The 21,726-nt window shown below is 52.6% G+C and carries 20 protein-coding genes and 3 tRNA genes; 8 read left to right on the top strand and 15 right to left on the bottom strand.

Annotated elements, in window-relative coordinates; all coding sequences use genetic code 11:
• The first annotated feature begins 14 nt into the window (after window positions 1-14).
• Window positions 15-143: a zinc-finger domain-containing protein gene (locus Q0796_RS18290; protein WP_363322307.1), complete on the top strand. Its 129-nt coding sequence runs from the start codon at window positions 15-17 to the stop codon at window positions 141-143.
• A 17-nt stretch (window positions 144-160) separates the two neighbouring features.
• Entirely contained in the window at window positions 161-2,431 is a 2,271-nt protein-coding gene (locus Q0796_RS06350) for a GGDEF domain-containing phosphodiesterase (RefSeq protein ID WP_298441233.1), read from the top strand.
• A gap of 55 nt (window positions 2,432-2,486) precedes the next feature.
• Here Q0796_RS06350 and ruvX read toward each other — a convergent pair whose 3' ends face one another.
• From ruvX to yciH, 3 genes are read right to left on the bottom strand one after another with little or no spacing between them, the layout of a single operon-like run.
• Window positions 2,487-2,906 carry a Holliday junction resolvase RuvX gene (gene ruvX / locus Q0796_RS06345; RefSeq protein WP_298441230.1) on the bottom strand — a complete coding sequence of 140 codons (420 nt, stop codon included), beginning with the start codon at window positions 2,904-2,906 and terminating at the stop codon, window positions 2,487-2,489.
• Entirely contained in the window at window positions 2,903-3,466 is a 564-nt protein-coding gene (locus Q0796_RS06340; RefSeq protein ID WP_298441228.1) for a YqgE/AlgH family protein, read from the bottom strand. The genes ruvX and Q0796_RS06340 overlap by 4 nt, the downstream gene beginning before the upstream one ends.
• A gap of 2 nt (window positions 3,467-3,468) precedes the next feature.
• The gene (gene yciH / locus Q0796_RS06335) at window positions 3,469-3,798 is read right to left on the bottom strand and encodes a stress response translation initiation inhibitor YciH (RefSeq protein ID WP_298441226.1); all 330 of its coding nucleotides are present in this window, start codon (window positions 3,796-3,798) and stop codon (window positions 3,469-3,471) included.
• An 84-nt stretch (window positions 3,799-3,882) separates the two neighbouring features.
• Between yciH and Q0796_RS06330 the strand changes: the two genes are divergently transcribed.
• Window positions 3,883-4,593, top strand: a complete 711-nt coding sequence (locus Q0796_RS06330) for a sporulation protein (protein ID WP_298441224.1) — start codon at window positions 3,883-3,885, stop codon at window positions 4,591-4,593.
• A 175-nt stretch (window positions 4,594-4,768) separates the two neighbouring features.
• Window positions 4,769-5,329, top strand: coding sequence for a DUF4136 domain-containing protein (locus Q0796_RS06325; protein WP_298441222.1), 561 nt, complete (start codon window positions 4,769-4,771; stop codon window positions 5,327-5,329).
• Between the two features lie 94 nt (window positions 5,330-5,423).
• Here Q0796_RS06325 and Q0796_RS06320 read toward each other — a convergent pair whose 3' ends face one another.
• From Q0796_RS06320 to Q0796_RS06280, 9 genes are all read right to left on the bottom strand, one after another.
• Window positions 5,424-7,289 carry a SurA N-terminal domain-containing protein gene (locus Q0796_RS06320; protein WP_298441220.1) on the bottom strand — a complete coding sequence of 622 codons (1,866 nt, stop codon included), beginning with the start codon at window positions 7,287-7,289 and terminating at the stop codon, window positions 5,424-5,426.
• Between the two features lie 153 nt (window positions 7,290-7,442).
• Window positions 7,443-7,715 (bottom strand): nucleoid-associated protein HU-beta, encoded by a 273-nt coding sequence (gene hupB / locus Q0796_RS06315; RefSeq protein WP_298441218.1) that lies wholly within the window; start codon window positions 7,713-7,715, stop codon window positions 7,443-7,445.
• A 290-nt stretch (window positions 7,716-8,005) separates the two neighbouring features.
• Window positions 8,006-10,348: an endopeptidase La gene (lon, locus tag Q0796_RS06310; RefSeq protein ID WP_298441216.1), complete on the bottom strand. Its 2,343-nt coding sequence runs from the start codon at window positions 10,346-10,348 to the stop codon at window positions 8,006-8,008.
• A 170-nt stretch (window positions 10,349-10,518) separates the two neighbouring features.
• Window positions 10,519-11,796: an ATP-dependent protease ATP-binding subunit ClpX gene (gene clpX / locus Q0796_RS06305; protein ID WP_298441215.1), complete on the bottom strand. Its 1,278-nt coding sequence runs from the start codon at window positions 11,794-11,796 to the stop codon at window positions 10,519-10,521.
• Between the two features lie 67 nt (window positions 11,797-11,863).
• Window positions 11,864-12,478 carry an ATP-dependent Clp endopeptidase proteolytic subunit ClpP gene (gene clpP, locus Q0796_RS06300; RefSeq protein ID WP_298441213.1) on the bottom strand — a complete coding sequence of 205 codons (615 nt, stop codon included), beginning with the start codon at window positions 12,476-12,478 and terminating at the stop codon, window positions 11,864-11,866.
• A 99-nt stretch (window positions 12,479-12,577) separates the two neighbouring features.
• Entirely contained in the window at window positions 12,578-13,879 is a 1,302-nt protein-coding gene (tig, locus tag Q0796_RS06295; protein WP_298441212.1) for a trigger factor, read from the bottom strand.
• A 435-nt stretch (window positions 13,880-14,314) separates the two neighbouring features.
• A tRNA-His gene (locus Q0796_RS06290) sits at window positions 14,315-14,390 on the bottom strand.
• Window positions 14,391-14,408: 18 nt separating this feature from the next.
• A tRNA-Arg gene (locus Q0796_RS06285) sits at window positions 14,409-14,485 on the bottom strand.
• A gap of 28 nt (window positions 14,486-14,513) precedes the next feature.
• A tRNA-Pro gene (locus Q0796_RS06280) sits at window positions 14,514-14,590 on the bottom strand.
• Window positions 14,591-14,807: 217 nt separating this feature from the next.
• Between Q0796_RS06280 and folD the strand changes: the two genes are divergently transcribed.
• Window positions 14,808-15,662, top strand: a complete 855-nt coding sequence (gene folD, locus Q0796_RS06275) for a bifunctional methylenetetrahydrofolate dehydrogenase/methenyltetrahydrofolate cyclohydrolase FolD (RefSeq protein WP_298441211.1) — start codon at window positions 14,808-14,810, stop codon at window positions 15,660-15,662.
• A gap of 74 nt (window positions 15,663-15,736) precedes the next feature.
• Here the strand turns inward: folD and cysS are convergent, their stop codons facing one another.
• Window positions 15,737-17,116: a cysteine--tRNA ligase gene (gene cysS, locus Q0796_RS06270; RefSeq protein WP_298441209.1), complete on the bottom strand. Its 1,380-nt coding sequence runs from the start codon at window positions 17,114-17,116 to the stop codon at window positions 15,737-15,739.
• A gap of 215 nt (window positions 17,117-17,331) precedes the next feature.
• Here cysS and Q0796_RS06265 point away from each other — a divergent pair, with 215 nt between their 5' ends.
• Both Q0796_RS06265 and Q0796_RS06260 read left to right on the top strand, forming a co-directional pair.
• Window positions 17,332-17,826 (top strand): peptidylprolyl isomerase, encoded by a 495-nt coding sequence (locus Q0796_RS06265; protein WP_298441207.1) that lies wholly within the window; start codon window positions 17,332-17,334, stop codon window positions 17,824-17,826.
• Window positions 17,816-18,559, top strand: a complete 744-nt coding sequence (locus tag Q0796_RS06260) for a UDP-2,3-diacylglucosamine diphosphatase (RefSeq protein ID WP_298441206.1) — start codon at window positions 17,816-17,818, stop codon at window positions 18,557-18,559. Before Q0796_RS06265 ends, Q0796_RS06260 begins: the two co-directional genes overlap by 11 nt.
• 6 nt (window positions 18,560-18,565) lie before the next feature.
• Here the strand turns inward: Q0796_RS06260 and miaE are convergent, their stop codons facing one another.
• Window positions 18,566-19,300, bottom strand: a complete 735-nt coding sequence (gene miaE / locus Q0796_RS06255; protein WP_298441204.1) for a tRNA isopentenyl-2-thiomethyl-A-37 hydroxylase MiaE — start codon at window positions 19,298-19,300, stop codon at window positions 18,566-18,568.
• 166 nt (window positions 19,301-19,466) lie between these two features.
• On the opposite strand from miaE, the gene Q0796_RS06250 reads away from it, so the two are divergent.
• A complete protein-coding gene (locus Q0796_RS06250; RefSeq protein ID WP_298441201.1) occupies window positions 19,467-20,066 on the top strand; it encodes a Yip1 family protein in 600 nt (199 codons plus the stop codon).
• Between the two features lie 106 nt (window positions 20,067-20,172).
• On the opposite strand, the gene purF is transcribed toward Q0796_RS06250, so the two are convergent.
• On the bottom strand, window positions 20,173-21,687 hold the full coding sequence (purF, locus tag Q0796_RS06245) for an amidophosphoribosyltransferase (protein ID WP_298441199.1): 1,515 nt from the start codon (window positions 21,685-21,687) through the stop codon (window positions 20,173-20,175).
• Window positions 21,688-21,726: the final 39 nt, after the last annotated feature.

Genomic DNA, 21,726 nt, shown 5'->3' with positions numbered 1-21,726 from the left:
TTTATGACTAGAGCATTCATTCCAACAAATTCCGCCAATCGGCCCGCAAGAGCCAATACAAGCCCCTATGCTTTAAGCAGTGCCCAGTGGGTGAGGCACTGTTTTTACAGGGATTGTGGTTACTATGCTGTGGTTGGAAATAACCCGCTTTCGAAAATTATTGATACTGTTATTGCTGGCCTTTGGTTGCGGCAGTGCCGCCCTCAGTTGGTATCAGCACCGCAGCGCCAATGACGCCAGCCAACAAACCGATGCGATTTTGCAGCAGCACCTGCCTACACTGACTCAGTTGCAACAGCTGGGGCAGTTACAACAGCAACTTACGCTCGCAGTCATCCACGCCAGCAAGCAAACGTCCTTCACGCCGTTGCGACAACAGTTGCAGCAACAGCTGCGCCACTATTATCAGCATGCCGGCTCGCAGCGGCTACCCGCCCGAATTCATGAACCTCTGCGGCGACTGCTGTTCAGTCAGTCGCAGCTGCTGGATCTGGCTGAGCAACAGCGCCGGAGTAACAACCCCAGCATAGCCACTGAGATCAGCGCACTCATCGCCAGCAATACCGCAGCGTTAACTCAGCTGAACGCCCGCTTCAACTTGGAACTGAACGAACAGCTTGGCCAACAACGCCAAGCCATGCGCACCAACCATCAGCGCAGCCTCTGGCTGGCGTTGCTGTTGAGCGGCACCAGCTTAGTAACCGCCATTGGCCTCTACCGTGGCAGCACCGAATACCAACAACGCTTGCGCTTGGCGTCGTTTGCAGAACAAAGCCCTTTGCCGATTTTACGCTGCAGCAGCGATGGGGTGATCCGATATGCCAACCCCGCCACCAAGGCGCTGATTAACAACACCGATGGCGTTCACTCCGAAGCAGAGTTGCTGCCGGATCTCAGCGGCCGCATTCAAACCTTGGGGCGGCTGGGCCATACCCAAGCCCAGTGGCAACAACAGATCGGTACCGATCATTACAGCGTTAACGCCACCCTATTGCTGGGGGCTGAGCTAGTGCAAATTCACCTACTGAATGACTCTGGCGCTCACCAAGCACAGCAAGAACTGGCCCATCGCAGTAACTTTGATGCCCTAACCGGTTTGCCCAATCGACAACAGCTCCTGCAAGAGTGTGATTATTGGAGCCAACAGCCGGGCTGCTGCTTTAGTTTTGGCACCATTAACTTGCAGCAGTTTGAACGCGTATCCAATCAACTGAGTTTTGCCAGCGCCGACGAGATCATGCAGCAGTTCAGTCGCCGCCTCAGCTTGGCGTTACATCAATTGAATTTGGCCGAGGCCAAGTTGTACCGGTTTGAGGGGACCCATTATGGTGTGCTACTGGTGCACCAGTGTCAGAAGGAATCGCTGCAACTGGTCGCACAGCAATTACTGCAATCGTGCCAACGGCCATTAACCACCTCAGATCAACTGCACACCTTCCACCTCACCATTAACCAAGGCTACGCCGCCTACCCTACCCAAGCGAAAACCGTGGCCGAGTTGTTGGCCTTTGCCGACATCGCCGCCCGTGAGGCCCTGCACTGCGACCAACAAAGCCTGCTGTTTGAACCACAAATGCACCAACGCCAGCAGCAATTTGCACAACTTGAAAACGAGCTGCGCGGGGCAGAACAGCGGGGGGAATTAACCCTCATGTATCAGCCACAACTGCAGTTACAGCGGCAACAGATCTACGGCACTGAAGCGCTGATCCGCTGGCGTCACCCCGAACGAGGGCTGATCTCACCCGCCGAGTTTATTCCCGTGGCCGAGCAAAGCGGGTTGATCATTCCCATTGGCGACTGGGTGCTCCGCACGGCCTGTGCCCAAGCGCGGCAATGGCACCAACAAGGGTTGCCGGTGCGGATGTCGATTAACTTATCGGCCAAGCAGTTTCAGCAGCCTCACTTTGTCGATAAGGTCGCGGCCATCTTAACCCAGACCCAAGTCGACCCCAGCTTGATTGAATTAGAGCTGACGGAGAGCCTGCTGATGGAAGACATTGCCACCACCAACGAACTGTTGCGGCAGTTAAAGCAACTGGGGGTGCAGTTGGCCATCGACGACTTTGGTACCGGTTACTCCTCGCTGGCTTACCTGAAGCGTTTTCCGGTGGATACCCTCAAAGTAGACCGCTGCTTTGTGGCAAATCTGCCCGATGATGCGCAAGACAGTGCCATTGTCAGCTCGGTCTTGGATCTGGCGGCGCATTTGCAATTAACCGTGGTAGCCGAAGGGGTGGAAACCGACGAACAACGCCACTGGTTACAGCAGCACCAATGCCATGTAATGCAAGGTTTTTGGTTCAGCCGTCCATTGGCCGCTGAAGCCTGCCAGCAGCTGTTACAACAATCGTTTCAAGCCAAGACCACAACAAAAACAAGCGAAACCAAACGGCCTCAACCGGCCTCCAAACCGTTGCCACAGGCTTAACAGCAATAAAAAACGGGGAGCCTATGCTTCCCCGTTTTTTGGTTGCCAATCGGCTTTACTGACCGTATTGCGACTCAAAGTAACTTTCTACAATCACAGCGGCCGACTGGGCATCCACCGCGCCCTTGCTGAGCGCCTTATAGCCGCCACGGGCAAACAGATCCGCCTTGGCATCAACGGTTGTTAGCCGTTCATCGTGGGTGATCGTTTCGATGCCGTAACGACCAAACAAACGGCCGGCAAACTTCTTCGCTAACCGCGTCACCTCTTGCTCGCTGCCATCCATATTCAGCGGCAGACCCACCACCAATTTGTCTGGTTGCCACTCTTTAACCAAGGCGGCAATTTGATCCCAATTGGGGATCCCATCACGGGCCTTAATGCCAACCAGTGGGCGGGAGGTGCCAGTGATGCTTTGCCCTACTGCCACACCAATGCTTTTGGTGCCAAAATCAAACCCTAATACGGTGCTCATGCGTGCCCTACATCATTAGAAAGTTGCCATACGTCGATCCCTAAACGCGCCGTGGCTTGCTGCCACAACTGCTCAGGGGCCACGTTAAAAATCAATTCCGACTCGGCGGGGATGGTTAACCAAGAGTTATCGGCTATCTCTTGTTCTAACTGCCCGGCAGCCCAACCAGCATACCCCAGCGCCACCAAATACTGTTGTGGTTGCCGTTCGGAACCAAGCAGATCCAGCACATCCCGCGACGAGGTCAGCATGATCTCCTCACTAAATTGGTGGCTATTGGCGAGCCCGGCGATTGGCGAATGCAGCACAAAGCCACGTTCGCTGTTCACCGGCCCACCCATCATCACTTGGTTGTTGCTGCCCGTCGGTACGGTAAAACCTTCAGGCTTTAACGCTAAGGTCACCAACAATTGTTCCAGCGAGATATCCACCGGCTGATTGATGATCAGCCCCATGGCACCGTCGTCATTGTGCTCACAGATATAGGTAACCGAACGATTAAAATAGGGATCTTGCAATGACGGCATGGCGATCAACAGATGGTGCTCAAAGCGTTGCATGGTTAGCCTCCGGCTAATTTCACCTTGTAGGTGCGCTGCTCTAGCAAGGTTTTTAATTTATCGCGGTCATCACCTTGGATCTCAATATCAAATCCTTTTACCGCCCCACCGCAGCCCATCTTCTTCTTGAGCTCTTGCGCCAGCGTCTTCAACGCTTTGGCTTCTAAGCCTAGGCCGGTGATCACCATTGCGCCTTTGCCTTTACGGCCTTTGCGATCCATTTTAATCCGCACAATGCCATCCCCTTGCGGCGCTTCATCCACCGTCTTGGGCTGATCAATACGACCAGAATCAGTGCTATAGACTAGTTGCGAGTTGTTGTCGGAAATCATAAAGTGCTGCAATTAACTTTGAGAATGGGCTTGATTGTATCAGATCAACGCCCCTGCTCCAGCGTCATCAAACAGAGGTGTAATGTGTCTTGGATTGGAAAAGTGATGTCGACCATCGGCATCAATGGCACTCGGGTTGACACCTTGCTTGAACAACAGCAGCACCAGCCTGGGGAGCCATTGCACGCCAAGGTACAGATCAACGGCGGCAACCGCGCCGCCAAGGTGGATGCGGTTAAGTTTTCGGTGTGGACCCAAGCACAATCTCAGCCGCCAGTGCAGATAGCCCACTGCGTGATTGCTGAGCAGTTGCGAATTGACGCCAACAGCGAACAACGGCTGCCGGTGCAACTGTCACTGCCGGATTTCACCCCGCTGTCACTCGGCGGCGTGTCCACTTGGCTGCAAACGGAACTGGATATCCCACTAGCACCGGATCCACAAGACACTGATGCCATCGAGATCGTCGCCACCGAAGAGCAACAACAGGTGTTCGCGCTGATGCAAGAGTTGGGCTATCAATTGGATCACACCGAGCTGGAACCGCTGCCGCAGCAAAGCCGTTATCAAGTGCCTTTTTTGCAGCAGTTTCACTTCCACCCTCAAGCCGGTAGCCACTACCACAGCCGGCTGCAAATTGCGTGGGAGCCCAACAACAGCGAATTTGAACTGCTGATCACCGAAGAGACCAGCGCAGGCAGCACCTTAAACCATCGACTGGAAGTGCGAGAGCCGGTACAGGCACGGTTGCATTCGCAGCTTAAGCAGCTGCTCGACAACAATAATCCGCGCTAATTTTCACTCGACACAAACCCGCCCTCACATAACGAAGAATCCTCTCGCCAGTAGCAGCAAACCGCCGTAATCACGCGGTTTGCTCTGCCCAATGGCAACCCGCTATGGTTACTACTGGAACCAATCGCTTCTGACTTTGGTCTTAATTAACATCCCGGCCCTATGGAAACTTATGATGAAACCTGTGTTGTTACTCTCTTTGGCGCTGAGCTTAAGCGGTTGCGCCTCTATCTCGACCGACAGCGACTACAGCACCCAAGTCGATTTTAATCAGTACCGCAGCTGGGCATGGATCAGCCCAGACGACAGCAACGGCGTTTCGCCCTACCAACAAGATGGCTTAAATGAACAACGGATCCGAGCCGCGGTAACGGCACAACTGCAGCAGCAAGGGCTGGCGCAGGTTAGTGCCGAAGGGGCCGATCTGCTGGTAAATACCCTCACCTCAGTAGAGACCAAAATTGATGTGGATACCTTCTACGGCAACTTTGGTTACCATCCCTACTACCAGCATTACCCGCTCAGTGCAGGTTTCGGTACTGAAACCCGTGTCCGTGAGTACCAGCAAGGCACCTTAATGATCGATTTGATTGATGCCGACAGTCGCCAACTGGTGTGGCGTGGCAGCGCCACCAGCAACGTTAAGAAGCGCCAAACACCACAGCAAAAAAGCGACCGAATACAGCAAACGGTCACTGCGATTTTGGCGCAATTCCCACCTCAGAGCGGGAACTGATCAACGCCACCAGCCTATTGCTCAGTGAAATAACAAGACTGCAGACACAAAAAAACCACCGCATGCGGTGGTTTTTTTTATGGGCTGTTCGCGCTTACTGGGCGCTGTCAACCAACTGTGGGTAAACCACTTCAGCTTCTGCACGCAGGCTCGCAACCAACGCTTGATAGCTGGCTTGACCCAACTGCTGCCCCAAACGGGCACGCATGGCATCCAAGTCTTGCAACTCGGCTGGGGTGTTTACCGCATCCAGAGCGACAACCGCAATGTCACCATTGGCCAGTTTAATCGATTCAAAGGTGGCACCATCAACCGGTTGCGCCAGCTTGAACAGCTCTTGCACCAAAGTGCGATCCAGTTCTGCGCTGCCCATGCGGTTAACCGCTTTGGCTGTGATCATATCAGCAGGGGCAGTGCCCGCTTGCCAATCCGCCAACAGCTTATCGGCTTGCTGCTGTGCTAACTCAGAAGCTTGCTGTTGCAGCAAGGTTGCTTCAATTTGAGCGCGCACTTCAGCCAATGGCTTGGTGCCAGCGGCCTTGTACTCTTTCGCACGAACCACAATCAGGTGGCTGGTACCCACTTCGATCACGTCGGAATTCATCTGATCCAGTACAACAGAATCGGAGAACGCCGCCGCCAACAAGCGCGGGTTATTCAGCGGAGCAGGGGCAGAAACGCGATCAAACAGTGGGCTGGTCTTCACTTCGCCACCGATGGCATCGGCAGTCTCTTGCAGTGAATCCGGCACTTCGAAGCTGACGTCAGCCAACTGCTGCTGCAATTGGTAGAACTCTTGCTGCGCACTGTTTTTGCTTAAGGCCTGTTCGATTTCGCCACGGATCTCTTCAAATGGACGCTGGGTACGCGCTTCCACTTGCTTCGCTTGCACGATTTGGTAACCGTACTCGCTCTCAAATACCGCTGACACACCACCTTGCTCTAAAGCGAACAGGGCTTCGTCAAACTGCGCTTCCATGGTGCCACGGGTCATCCAATCCAATTCACCGCCATTTTCAGCGGTAAAGGAATCGTCAGACGCATCTTTGGCCACATCGGCAAAGGCTTCACCGGCGTTAACCCGCGCCAGTGCCGCATCAGCACGCGCTTTGGCGTCGTCACCACTGAACAGCATGTGGGCAGCCAAACGGCGCTCTGGCATGCTGTAAGCTTGGCCGTTTTCCGCGTAATAATCGCGAGCGGCTTGCTCATCAATGTCGATGCCTTGGCCTAAATCAGCCACATTCAGCTCAACGTATTCCAACTGCACCTGCTCTGGCTGCACAAACAGCGCGGCATTACCGTTGTAGTAAGCTTCAATGGCAGCGTCGTCTACGGTTACGTCTGCGCTGAACTGCTCTGCCGTTACGGTCGCAACGCGGACGTCGCGAGTTTGCTGCTGCAATTGCGCAATGCTCTTAGCATCCGCTGCGGTAGCAAATTCCGTACCCAACAAGCCCACAAGCAACTGCTGACGTGCCATGTCACCACGCATGATGTCACGGATCTGGTTGCCACTGAGGTTGTTTTGACGCAGCACCGCTTGGTAGCGTTCGTTATCAAACTTACCGTCAACCTGAAACTCTGGCATGGCCAGCAGCGCTTGCTGGATCTGAGCGTCAGACACGCGCAGCCCCATCGCTTTCACCTTTTGGTCAAGCAAACGCTCAGCCACTAGGCGGTCCAACACGGTTTGACGCATGTTATCCATGTAGGTTGCGTCAGCCATCAGGGTGTCAAACATCTCACCCAGTTGACCGCGCATACGGTTTTGCTCGCTCTGGAAGGCTTTATCCAGATCGTAGCGGCTGATCTCTTCGCCATTAACTATCGCCGCCACTTGGTCGGTGTTCGAACCCAGGTAGCTGTATACGCCGGTCAGGGCGAACGACAGGATCACCAAACTGAGGATGATCTTCGCAGCTACGCCTTGCGAGCCTTCGCGGATCTTCTCAAGCATCTGCCTTCTCTTTTTTAATTATATGGTCAAAATTAACGCAAAAAAGCGCACCACCAACGGATGCGCTTTTTATCTCTGACGAATTAGCAATGCCACGTCGCCAAAATAACAACGCCCAAGCCGTGACTTGAGCGTTAGACGATAAACTGATTTTTAGTTTACTGCGTCTTTCAGCGCTTTACCGGCTTTAAAAGCAGGGATCTTCGCTGCTGCGATCTTGATCTCTTTACCGGTCTGTGGGTTACGGCCAGTACGCTCTGCACGTTCACGTACTTCAAAAGTACCGAAACCTACCAGAGAGATTTTGTCGCCGCTTTTCAGAGACTCGGTGATAGAGTCGATGAAAGAGTCCAGTGCACGGCCAGCAGCCGCTTTAGAGATATCAGCACCAGAAGCAATTTGATCGATCAGTTGAGATTTGTTCATTTCATCCCCTTGAATTCTATTATTCGCGCCGCCGTGAAATCCATGTTTCAGCGCGGTCTGCGGTGGGTTTTATATCAAGCCTGAATTACAAGTTCAAGCACCTGCCAGACTGCTAATTCCATTTATTTGGATACGGCTAAAACCCAGTGCTGCTGGGCTTTCCAGCGCATTCTGAGTTTCGATGACTACACTACCACGTATTTTTTCATTGAAAACCCCTTTTTCGCTAAAAATAAGCAAAAATGCGCCTTAAAAGGCGCATTTTAAAAGGAAAAATTACAATTCTAGAATTAACTACTTACGCCAGTTGGTGCATCTTGCAACGCCAGTGACAAAACTTCATCAATCCAACGAACCGGTAAAATCTCTAGATCCGCCTTCACGTTATCTGGGATCTCCTTCAAATCGCGCTCATTTTCTTTTGGAATAAGCACACGTTTGATGCCACCACGGTGTGCCGCTAACAGTTTTTCTTTCAAACCGCCGATAGGCAACACTTCACCGCGTAGGGTAATTTCACCGGTCATCGCGACATCAGCACGCACTGGGTTGCCGGTAAGCGAGGACACCAACGCAGTACACATGGCGATGCCTGCCGACGGCCCATCCTTCGGCGTGGCCCCTTCAGGCACGTGCACGTGAATGTCGCGCTTCTCGTAAAAGTCGGCATTGATGCGCAGTTTTTCAGCGCGAGCACGCACCACCGTCATCGCCGCTTGAATCGACTCTTGCATCACATCACCAAGCGATCCCGTGTAAGCCAGCTTGCCTTTGCCCGGCACCGAGGTGGTTTCAATGGTCAACAGTTCGCCGCCCACTTCAGTCCACGCCAGCCCAGTTACTTGGCCAACCTGATTACTCTCTTCCGCTTTGCCGTAGTCGAAACGCTGCACGCCTAAATATTCGTGCAGATTATCGCCATCCACAATCACCGGCTTGGTGGCTTGTTTTAATAGCAACTTTTTCACCGCTTTGCGGCAAATCTTCGATACTTCGCGTTCCAGGCTTCGTACCCCAGCTTCACGAGTGTAATAACGAATGATGCCGATAATGGCGGAATCCTCCACCACCAGCTCGCCGGTTTTTAAGCCATTACGCTTGATCTGCTTGTCCAGTAGATGCTGCTTACAGATGTTGAGTTTCTCATCTTCGGTGTAACCGGAAAGGCGAATCACCTCCATCCGATCCAGCAGTGGCCCAGGGATGTTCATCGAGTTCGACGTGGCCACAAACATCACATCAGACAGATCGTAATCGACCTCGAGGTAGTGATCGTTAAAGGCGTTGTTTTGCTCTGGGTCCAACACTTCCAATAAGGCCGAGGCCGGATCGCCACGCATGTCAGAACTCATTTTGTCGATCTCATCAAGCAGGAACAGTGGGTTCTTCACCCCGACCTTGCTCATTTTCTGGATCAACTTACCTGGCATTGAACCAATGTAGGTACGGCGATGGCCACGGATCTCGGCTTCGTCGCGTACGCCGCCCAATGCCATCCGCACGTATTTACGCCCAGTTGCCTTGGCGATGGACTGCCCTAGCGAGGTTTTACCCACCCCAGGTGGCCCAACTAAACAAAGGATTGGCCCTTTCAACTGGCGCACTCGCGATTGCACTGCAAGGTATTCCAAGATCCGCTCTTTGACCTTTTCAAGACCAAAGTGATCGGAGTCGAGCACATCACTGGCAATCGCCAAATCTTTTTTCACCTTAGAACGCTTCGCCCAAGGCACACCAATCATCCAGTCAACGTAGCTGCGTACCACGGTTGCTTCCGCTGACATTGGCGACATCATCTTCAGCTTGTTGAGTTCAGCACTGGCCTTCTCTTCCGCTTCCGTTGGCATCTTGGCGTCTTTAATCTTGATCGCCAGCGCTTCAAATTCATCCGGCGCATCATCCAGCTCACCCAGCTCTTTCTGGATCGCCTTCATCTGCTCGTTGAGGTAATACTCGCGCTGACTTTTCTCCATCTGCTTCTTCACCCGAGTGCGGATCTTCTTCTCAACTTGAAGAATGTCGATCTCCGACTCCATGGTGGCCATCAGGTATTCCAACCGCTCTGACACATCAACCATCTCTACAACGGCTTGTTTCTCGGTCAGCTTTAATGGCATGTGTGCCGCCATGGTATCGGCAAGGCGCGCGGCCTCATCAATGCCATTGAGCGAGGTGAGCACCTCTGGCGGGATCTTTTTATTCAGCTTGATGTAGCCTTCAAACTGGCTGATGGCGGTGCGTACTAGCACCTCTTCTTCGCGCTCTGGGATCTGTTTAGAGGCTAAGAATTCCGCTTCAGCCACAAAGAAGGGATCGTTATCGGTAAACTGACGAACCTTGGCCCGTTGACCACCTTCCACCAGCACCTTAACGGTGCCATCAGGCAGTTTCAGCAGTTGCAAAATCGAGGCGATAGTGCCGACGTGGTAGATATCGTCTTCTTGGGGATCGTCTTGATCCGCTTCACGTTGCGCTACCAGCAAAATCTGCTTGTCTTGCTCCATCGCCGCTTCTAGACAGCTTATCGACTTCTGTCGGCCGACAAACAGCGGGATCACCATATGAGGGTAAACCACCACATCACGAAGTGGCAGTACCGGTATGACGACGTGATCAGTACGCTCTAATGTCATCGCTCGATTCCTTTTGCTGCGGTAAAAATTTGATTATTTCCAATCAATTGTGAGGGGAAATTGAGGATTGGCTCTCTCTGTAACTGAGTATATGGGGCCGTTCAGCTGCGATTCAATGAGCGGCAACAAAAAAGGGGCCGATTGGCCCCTTTGGTAAAATAGATTTATCTCTATTCTGATGCAGCGGCTTGTGCTTCGCTGCGGTAGATAAGCAGCGGTTCCGATTCGCCGCGAATTACCGACTCATCCACAACCACTTTCTCTACGTTCTCTTTCGATGGCAGATCGTACATGGTGTTCAACAGAACCCCTTCTACGATAGAGCGCAAACCACGTGCACCGGTTTTACGCTCCATTGCTTTCGCTGCAATAGCACGCAAGGCATCATCGCGGAATTCAAGCTCAGCCCCTTCCAAATCAAACAGGGCACCGTACTGTTTGGTCAGTGCGTTCTTTGGTTCGTTGAGGATCTGCACCAAGGCGTCTTCATCAAGCTCGCCCAAGGTGGCAACCACTGGCAAACGACCGATGAACTCTGGGATCAGGCCGTACTTAACCAGATCCTCTGGCTCAACCTGCTTAAAGGCTTCAGAGATTGATTTGCCATCGTCTTTGCTGCGTACTTCCGCCCCAAAGCCAATGCCGGTGCCAACGTGGGCACGCTGTTCAATCACCTTATCGAGACCAGCAAAGGCGCCGCCACAGATAAACAGGATCTTAGAGGTATCAACCTGCAAGAACTCCTGCTGCGGGTGCTTACGACCACCCTGTGGTGGTACCGCAGCCACGGTGCCTTCAATCAGTTTCAACAAGGCTTGCTGCACGCCTTCACCCGACACATCACGGGTGATGGACGGGTTATCCGATTTGCGCGAGATCTTATCGATCTCATCAATGTAAACGATGCCACGCTGGGCCTTTTCTACATCGTAATCGCACTTCTGCAGCAGCTTCTGGATGATGTTTTCAACATCTTCACCCACATAACCGGCTTCGGTTAAGGTGGTGGCGTCGGCCATGGTAAATGGCACATCCAGTAAGCGAGCCATGGTTTCCGCAAGCAGCGTTTTGCCGCTACCGGTTGGGCCAATCAGCAAGATGTTACTCTTGCCCAGTTCCACTTCTGCCTTATCACCACCGTGGCGCAAGCGCTTATAGTGGTTGTATACCGCAACCGCCAGAACTTTTTTAGCCGGCTCTTGGCCAATAACATACTCGTCCAAATGCGCACGAATTTCATGCGGCGTTGGCAGTTTGTCTGCTTCGCGCTTCGGAGCCAGTTCTTTGACTTCTTCGCGGATGATGTCGTTGCATAATTCAACGCACTCATCACACACATAAACGGATGGACCAGCGATCAGTTTTCGTACTTCGTGCTGACTTTTGCCGCAAAAAGAACAGTACAACAGCTTGCTGTTGTCACCGTCACCCTTTTGGATATCACTCATTCACAACCCCTTCATCCAGGCGTTCTACGGTATCTGTACAGTGTAAGCCAGTGGCTTGGCTTTTGCGTTATTCCGCCGAGGTGCGGCGAGATAACACCGAGTCCACCAGACCGTATTCTACGGCTGCGTCTGCACTCATAAAGTTATCACGGTCAGTGTCGCGTTCGATGATCTCCATCGGTTGACCGGTATGTTCGGCCAGCAAAGTGTTCAACTTGTGCTTAATGCCAATGATCTCTTGGGCGTGGATAGCGATATCCGAGGCTTGGCCTTGGAAACCACCCAGCGGTTGGTGGATCATCACCCGGGCGTTAGGCAGTACATGACGCTTACCTTTCGCACCACCGGCCAGCAGGAACGCGCCCATGCTTGCCGCTTGACCCATACATACGGTACTCACGTCTGGCTTGATAAATTGCATGGTGTCGTAGATCGACATGCCAGCAGTTACCGAACCACCTGGTGAGTTGATGTAGAGGTAGATGTCTTTGTCGGGGTTTTCCGACTCGAGGAACAGCAATTGAGCCACCACCAAGTTCGCCATGTGATCTTCAACCGGACCGGTTAAAAAGATCACGCGCTCTTTCAATAGTCGAGAGTAAATATCGTAAGAGCGTTCACCTTTCGCGGTTTGTTCAACCACCATAGGCACCAATGCGTTAATCGGGGAGTCTTGCAGCATAGTTTGTTTATTCCCTAACAAAATGGCTCGTATGGGGAACGAGCCTCATACGAGCCATTATATGATTGGCCGAGGCGGCCAAGTCAAATCGAGCTGGACTTAGCGTTGCTGATTCATGAACTCTTCAAAGTTCACTGCTTTCTCAGTAACTTTAGCTTCTGCCAGCAAAGCGTCAACCGCTTGTTCTTCCAGAGCAACGTTGCGCATGTTCTGCATCATTTCGTCGTTCTGTGCGTAGTAATCAACCACTTCTTGTGGGTCTTCGTACGCGGTAGCCATTTCAGAGATCAGCACGTTAACGCGCTCATCTTCTACTTTCAGCTCTTTGGTTTTGATCACTTCGCCCAACAGCAGACCAACCTGTACGCGACGCTTAGCGTCTTCTTCGAACAGTTCAGCAGGCAGTTCTGGCATGTTTTGCGCCTGAGCGCCACCGAAACGCTGCATCGCTTGCTGACGCAGAACGTTAACTTCCTGAGCGATCAGAGCCGATGGGATAGCAACGTCGTTGGCTTTCAGCAGGCCGTCGATAACCTGAGTTTTGGTTGCGGTCTTCAGCGCTTGCTTCAGTTCGCGTTCCATGTTCTTACGAACTTCGGCTTTCAGGGCTTCTACGCCACCTTCAGCGATACCAAACTTAACCACGAAATCGTCGTTCAGTTCTGGCAATACCTGCTCGCTCACTTCAATCAAAGTGATGGCGAACTGAGCGGCTTTACCTTTCAGGTTTTCCGCGTGGTACTCTTCTGGGAAGGTTACGTCGATGGTGAATTCGTCACCGGCTTTATGGCCTTTAACGCCTTCTTCAAAGCCTGGGATCATGCGGCCAGAACCGATAACCAGATCGAAGCCTTCAGACTTGCCGCCTTCAAACTCTTCACCGTCGATGGTGCCAGCGAAGTTCATTTTAACGCGGTCGTTGTCGCCAGCTTCACGCTCTACAGCGTTGAACTCAGCGTGCTGCTTACGCAGGGTTTCCAGCATGTTGTCTAGATCTGCGTCGGTTACGTCGCAAGTTGGCATTTCAACTTCGATCGCGTCCAGACCAGCCAGTTCAACTTCTGGGTACACTTCAAATACTGCAGCGAACTGCAGATCTTGGCCTTCGTTAGTATCGATAGGCTCAAAGCGTGGCATGCCAGCTGGGTTTACTTTCTCGTCCATTACGGCTTTAAAGAAAGAGTTCTGCATTACGTCACCCAGCACCTGAGCGCGGATAGAAGCACCAAAGCGCTTCTTGAATACAGACATTGGCACTTTGCCAGGGCGGAAACCATCCAGGCGTACACGCTTGGATTCTTTCTTCATCTCTTCAGTCACTTTTGGCTCAAAGTCAGCTGCAGCCACAGTGATGGTCATACGGCGTTCCAGGCCCTGAGTGGTTTCTACGGAAACTTGCATTACGCTACCTCAAATAATCGTGTTCTTTTGCACGCTGCTGATCTTGGTCAACAACGGATAATTCGATACTGGTGGGCAAATACCAATGTCATGTGTCTTGATATAAGTTGCCGCTAACCTTCGAACCATACCGACGCCCAATGAAGCGGCCATTTAATGGCCGGCTCACCTGTGCTGTGCGGTACTACAGGCATCGATACCTAAAATAAGGACGCGCCATTATAGCGGTAGCATTGACAAGAGTCGAGACAGGCTTAGCTGCAACCGACGCAATGGGGTATCAATCTGAATTTAAAGGTAAAAATACCTAGTTGTGATAACCGTAACGACCGTGATTGTTGCAAAAAACAGCGGTTTGCAACGATGGCTAAAGAAATAAAATACAACGGACACGAAAAAGCCGCTGTCCAAAGGACAGCGGCTTAATCTGAATGATGGGGTGGCTAACGGGACTTGAACCCGCGACAACCGGAATCACAATCCGGGACTCTACCAACTGAGCTATAGCCACCACTGATACTGCTTTTAATGGCACGCCCGGCAGGATTCGAACCCGCGGCCATCCGCTTAGAAGGCGGATGCTCTATCCAACTGAGCTACGGGCGCAAAGTCTACGTGCGTACACTTTAAAATTTGGTCGGTGATAGAGGATTCGAACCTCTGACCCTCTGGTCCCAAACCAGATGCGCTACCAGGCTGCGCTAATCACCGACAGTATTAAGACCACTAAGCGTTTTCGCTTACCGGCTGGCTTTCGCCTCTCAACGGGGGCGGATATTAGCGGCGCCCCTGAATCCCGTCAAACACTTTTTTCGGTTATCAGTTCATTCGCTCAAGCTTTCAACAGCGCCGCGCCTATAAACGTGACAGCGGCGAGGTTGCCAGCTAAAATGCGGCCGCCCTCACACCAACATAGCACTGGAATAAAATGACTGCTCAGATCATTGATGGCAAAGGAATTGCCGCGGAAGTACGTGATCATCTCAAACTGCAAACCGAACGGCGCATCGCTGACGGTAAGCGTGCGCCTGGCCTTGCGGTTATCTTGGTTGGCCAAGATCCGGCTTCGGCGGTGTACGTCAATAGCAAACGCCGCGCCTGCGAACAGGTGGGCTACGTTTCCCGTAGCTTTGATCTGCCGGAACACGCCCGTCAGGATCAGTTGTTGGCGTTAATTGACGAATTAAACGACGCCACCGACATTGATGGGATCTTAGTGCAGTTGCCCCTGCCGGATCACATCGACACCACCGCAGTGATTGAACGCATCAACCCAGATAAGGACGTGGATGGGTTCCACCCTTACAATATTGGCCGTTTGGCTCAGCGGATCCCCGTGCTTAGCCCTTGCACCCCGAAAGGGATCATGACCTTAGTGCGCTCTACGGGCATTCGTACCCAAGGACTGCACGCCGTGGTGGTTGGCGCCTCCAACATTGTTGGCCGGCCCATGAACTTAGAGTTGCTGCTGGCTGGCTGCACCACCACCACCTGCCACCGCTTTACTGCCGATCTGCGTCATCATGTTGAGCAAGCGGATCTGTTAATTGTGGCGGTTGGTAAGCCGGGCTTTATTCCCGGTGATTGGATCAAGCCTGGCGCCATTGTGATCGATGTGGGCATCAACCGCCTAGAGAACGGCAAACTGGTTGGTGATGTTGAATTTGATGTGGCGCAGCAACGCGCGGGCTACATTACCCCTGTGCCCGGCGGTGTTGGCCCCATGACCATCGCCAGTTTATTAGAAAACACTTTGTTTGCGTGCGAGCAGTACCACCGCTAAGTGAACCGCTGCACCGAAAAACAAAAACGCCCGCGAACCTTAGGTTGCGGGCGTTTTTTTGTGATGCAGAGGTGTTATTTACGGCGCCATGTGGTGCCGTTGGTGCCGTCTTCTAGCACAACGCCCATGGCATTCAAGGCATCGCGGGCTTCATCAGCCTTGCCCCAATCTTTGCTGGCACGAGCTTCATTACGTTGCTTGATCCACGCTTCAATCTGCGCCACTTCGTCGTCGTTACCGCCACCTTGCAAGAACGCTTCTGGATCTTGGTACAACAAGCCGATGATCCCAGCTAAGTGCAACAGCAACGCCGCTAGTTCAGACGCTTTCTCGTCATCGCTGTCTTTGCAGGTGTTGATTTCACGCGCTAACTCAAACAGCACCGGAAGCACTTCAGCGGTGTTGATGTCGTCGTCCATGGCCGCGTTAAAGCGCGCCACATAATCATTATCCAACTGAGCTTGTGCCGCCGGAGTTACGCCGCGCAACGCGGTGTATAAACGCTCCAGCGCCGAGTGAGCCTGACCTAAGTTCTCTTCCGAGTAGTTTAACTGGCTGCGGTAATGGCTAGACAGCAAGAAGTAACGCACCGATTCCGCTTCGTATTGCTCTAATACATCGCCGATGGTGAAGAAGTTGCCCAAGGATTTAGACATTTTCTCTTTATTCACCTGCACCATGCCGGAGTGCATCCAGTAGTTAACGTACTCGCCGTTATGGGCACAGCAGCTCTGGGCCACTTCGTTTTCGTGGTGGGGGAACATTAAGTCGCTGCCGCCACCATGAATGTCGAACACTTCACCCAGATGCTTGCCGTTCATCGCGGAGCATTCAATGTGCCAGCCCGGACGGCCTGCGCCCCACGGGCTATCCCACTGTGGCTCGCCTGGCTTGGCGCTTTTCCACAACACAAAGTCCATTGGATTGCGCTTCGCGCCGTCGATTTCAACACGGGCGCCGGATTGCAGCTGTTCCAGATCTTGCTTCGACAGCTTGCCGTAATCATCAAAGGTTTTCACTTCAAACAGCACATCACCATTGCTGGCGTGGTAGGCGTGGCCTTTACTAACCAGTTTTTCAATGATGGCGATGATCTCTGGCATGTGGCCAGTTACGGTGGGCTCCATATCTGGGCGCAGCATATTCAGCGCATCAAAATCTTGGTGCATTAGCTTGGTAAAGCGCGCCACCAGTTCATCGCAGCTTTCGCCATTTTCGGCGGCGCGATTGATGATCTTGTCGTCCACATCGGTAATGTTACGGATGTAGTTCACTTCCAACCCTTTACTACGCAAGTAGCGCACCACGTTATCAAAGGCGATGTAGGTACGAGCGTGACCGATATGACAGCGGTCGTAGATGGTTACCCCACAGACATACATCCCAACTTTGCCGGGTTGTATTGGTTTGAATTCCTCTTTCTGTCTGGTCAGGGTGTTATAGATCTGCAGCATCGTTACGCTCTTACTTAGGTCGTGAAGACTGAAAATAGATATAAAGCGGCATTCTATCATGCAAATGCAAAGGGTGGCATGACACCAGTGCGGGATTTAAAGCCAATCAGCAAAAGATTGCATAGGATTAGACAAACACCCTAGCCACCACCTTTTTACTGTCGGTGGGATTAGGTAAACTCTGCGCTTGCTTTATTCACTAAGAGACTGACCACATGGTTACTTTGCATACCAATCACGGCGACATCAAACTGCAACTGAACGCAGAAAAAGCGCCTATCACCGTTGAAAACTTTCTGAAGTACGCCAACGATGGCTTCTACAACGGCACCATCTTCCACCGTGTAATCGACGGTTTCATGGTACAAGGTGGCGGTTTCGACGCCGACATGCAGCAGAAGCCTTGTGGCGCTGGCATTCAAAACGAAGCGTCTAACGGCCTGTCGAACAAGACCGGTACCGTTGCCATGGCTCGTACCCCAGATCCACACTCCGCTACCGCTCAGTTTTTCCTGAACGTAAACGACAACACCTTCTTGGATTTCAAAAATGAATCCATGCAAGGCTTTGGTTACTGCGTATTTGGCGAAGTGGTTGAAGGCATGGACATCGTTGAGAAGATCAAAGGTGTTAGCACTGGCAACCACGGCATGCATCAAGATGTGCCACTGGAAGCGGTGATCATTGAGACCGTAACCGTTGAAGGTTAATGCTCAATCCGCGGGGGCCAGTTCTGGCCCTCGCACTCTTTTTATTGGCGATCTGCACCTGAGCGCCGATCGCCCCGATATCCTTGCCGCTTTTCATCGCTTTCTGAACACTGAGCTAATGGGCGCTGATGCGTTGTACATCGTCGGCGATCTATTTGAAGCCTGGATTGGCGATGACGACCGCAATGATTTTACCGACGCTGTCGCCGCCATGCTGCTTAAAGCCAGCCACCAACTGCCCATCTATTTTTGCAACGGCAACCGGGATTTTTTGCTCGGACAACGGTTTGCTCGTCGTGCTGGCATGCAACTGTTGCCAGAAGTCCATTGCCTTGAGCTGTACGGGATCAACACCGTTATCTTGCATGGCGATCTGCTCTGCACCGAGGATCACGACTATCAGCGCTTTCGCCGCCGCTGGTGGCTGTATAAATTGCTTGCGCGCATTCTGCCCTTAAGCAAACGGCAACGGATGGCCGCTGATGCCCGAGCCCGCAGCAAAGCAAAAACCCAACAGCTCAGCCAAGAGATCATGGATGTAACCGCCAGTGCGGTAGAACAGATGCTGTGCCAGCATCACGCCAGCCAAATGATCCACGGCCACACCCACCGCCCTGCAATCCACGCTTTGGCAGCGAACAAGCAGCGTTTGGTGGTTGGCGATTGGTACCACCAAGACAGCGTATTGGTGCTGCGCCCTGATGGTTGCGAGTTACGCAGCCAACCGCTGTAGCCCAGCCTATTGGGCCAGCGGTACCACCCCAGAGTGAAAGCGATAACAATCATCCACTGAGTCGATCAACTGCGCTTCCAAACGGCCAAATTCAGTAACTCGTTCGTCAATGGGCTCATCACTTAATTGCTGCGCCAACTGCAGGTAATCCTCAAAGTGGCGCGCTTCAGATCGTAACAACGACGTGTAAAACGCCCCCAGTTCTTCATCAATGTACGGCACCATCGCCGCAAAACGTTCGCAAGATCGCGCTTCGATATAGGCTCCCACAATCAACATATCGATTTGCCGTTGTGGCTCGTGGTGGCGACAAGCACGGTGCAGCGTTGCCGCGTAACGCGAAGAAGACTGATAAGGATAAGCCACACCTCTGGCCGCCATGATGGTTAGCACCTGATGAAAATGGTGTAACTCTTCGCGAATTAACAGCAGCAGCTTTTCCACCATCGGGGAGTGATCACTCGAGAACGTCGGCCGTGCTAACCGCATCGCCAAAAAGCGTTCCACCGGGATCCGGCCGTAAGCCACATCCTCATAGGGTTTTAGGTAGTTCAGGCATTGCTGCGATAACTCGGTTGGCCCATATAATTTCAAGATCCGCACCGCCGCCTGAGCAGCCTTCAATTCGCAATTGGCATGATCCACCAGCAACACCTGTTGTTGCTGCGGCACTTGCGCCAGCCACGCCGCAGGCGTGGTGGTGTGTAAAAAAGTACGGATTGGCTGCAACAGTGATTCCATCTGCTTCTATCCTTAAAAAATAATCGAAATGCCATATCACCGCAGTACTCGTATTCAGGTAGTGCTTGACTCGGGTTTGATGATCACCAATAACTAGAGGTGCACAGTAGTTGTTTTGTCTGCGGTATCGACACCAAGAGTGACCAGATAAAAAAGGACGATAACTATGATTTTGAACCATCTATGGGGTCTGTACGCGCATCCACGCCAAGAGTGGAAATCCATCGAGCGCAGCCACGAAGGCATTAATTCCAGCCTGACCCACATCCTCATCATCGCGCTGATCCCCAGCATCTGTAGCTATTTTGCCACCGCCCACATCGGTTGGTCTATTGGCGCAGGCGAGCCCATTCGCTTAACCCAACAAAGCGCACAAATAATGGCGTTGGCCATGTACGTTGGCCTAATCGCGGGGGTTTTTGCGCTGGCTTACCTCACCCACTGGATGGCAAAAACCTTTGGGGCTAAACCTGACTTTTCCCAAGCGCTGGAACTGGCCGCCTACACCGCTACACCGATGTTCATGGTCGGCTTTGCTGCACTTTATCCGGTGCTGTGGTTTGTGATGATGGCCGCCCTTGCCGCCATCGCCTATTCGGTTTATTTACTGTATTCCGGCGTACCGATCATCATGAACATCCCTGAAGAGCGTGGCTTTATCTACGCCAGTTCGGTGGTGACCTGCGGCTTAGTGCTGCTGGTGGCGCTGATGGCCGGTTCGGTGATTTTATGGGGCCACGGCTTTGGCCCTTCTTACATCGGTTAAAGCGGCTGACTGAACCACCAACCTTGATCCAGCGTTGGTCGAGCCAGCCAAACAGATAGCAAAACGCCGCGGCAGAGCCGCGGCGTTTTTTATGGCCTATTCCCGGTTATGGGTGACAGACATTATGGATCTCTAGGTTGCTGCTTTGCTCGCCCGCCCCGGCGGTTTTGGCGTTGTCGTTACGTGATTCATTCAATTGATCCAAGTAGCGCTGATCAACATCGTTGGTTACGTAACGGCCACTAAACACCGAGGTTTCAAAATGGGCAATGTTTGGGTTGCCTTCACGCACGGCCGCTTCCAGATCGGCAATGTCTTGATAGATCAGACCATCGGCACCAATGTGATCGCGAATTTGATCCACTTCACGGCCATGGGCGATCAGCTCGTTCGGGCTTGGCATGTCGATGCCATAAACGTTCGGGAAACGAATTTCAGGGGCGGCAGAGGCAAAATAGACCTTGTTCGCCCCCGCTTCACGGGCCATCTCGATGATCTGCTCTGAAGTGGTGCCCCGCACAATGGAGTCGTCCACCAGCAGCACATTCTTGCCTTTAAATTCCGCGCCTATAGCGTTGAGTTTACGGCGCACCGATTTCTTCCGCTCGACCTGCCCCGGCATAATAAAGGTACGGCCAATGTAACGGTTCTTCACGAAACCTTGGCGGTAGGGCAGATCCAATTCGTTGGCGATCTGCAGGGCAATATCGCAAGAGGTTTCAGGGATTGGGATCACCACATCGATGTCGTGTTCTTCCCATTCGCGTTTGATCTTCGCGCCAAGTTTGCGACCCATGTTAACGCGGCTGCCATACACTGAAATGCCATCCATGGTGGAGTCTGGGCGGGCAAAATAAACGTATTCAAAGATACATGGCACGTGTTGCGGATTATGGGCGCACTGTTCGGTGTGCAGGTTGCCATCAAAATCAACAAAGATCGCTTCACCCGGTGCCACATCGCGCATGGTCTCAAAGCCAGAAGCATCCAGCGCGACCGATTCAGACGCCACCATGTATTCGGTACCAGCGTCGGTGATCTTACGCCCCAGCACCAACGGACGAATGCCAAAGGGATCGCGAAACGCCACCAAGCCGATGCCGATCACCAACGCCACCGAGGCGTAAGCGCCGCGCACCTGCTGGTGCAACTTACTGACCGCAGTAAAGATCTGCGCTGGCGTTGGCTTGAGAGTGTCGAATTTTTGCAGTTCGTGGGCTAAGACGTTCAGCATCAATTCAGAATCAGAGGTGGTGTTGATGTGACGGCGCATGGTCGCCATCGACGCGATCAGTTCGCGGTAATTGGTAAGGTTGCCGTTGTGGGCTAAGGAGATCCCAAACGGTGAGTTAACGTAAAACGGCTGCGCTTCCGACGAACTGGCGCTGCCTGCGGTAGGGTAACGGACATGGCCTAAACCGGTGTTCCCTTGCAGACGATGCATGTGTTTAATTTCAAACACATCTTTCACTAGGCCATTGGCTTTACGTAGGCGGAAGGCTTGATCGTCAACGGTTACGATGCCGGCGGCGTCTTGGCCGCGGTGTTGCAAAACGGTCAGGGCATCATAAATCAGCTGATTGACCGGGGCGTGTCCAACTATCCCGACAATACCACACATGGTTTAAAGTCCTCACAAAGGTCGATGTTCTATTTAGGG

Source organism: uncultured Ferrimonas sp. (assembly GCF_947489035.1).
In the GTDB taxonomy this organism is placed as follows: domain Bacteria; phylum Pseudomonadota; class Gammaproteobacteria; order Enterobacterales; family Shewanellaceae; genus Ferrimonas.
This window is presented reverse-complemented; position numbering and strand designations above follow the sequence as displayed.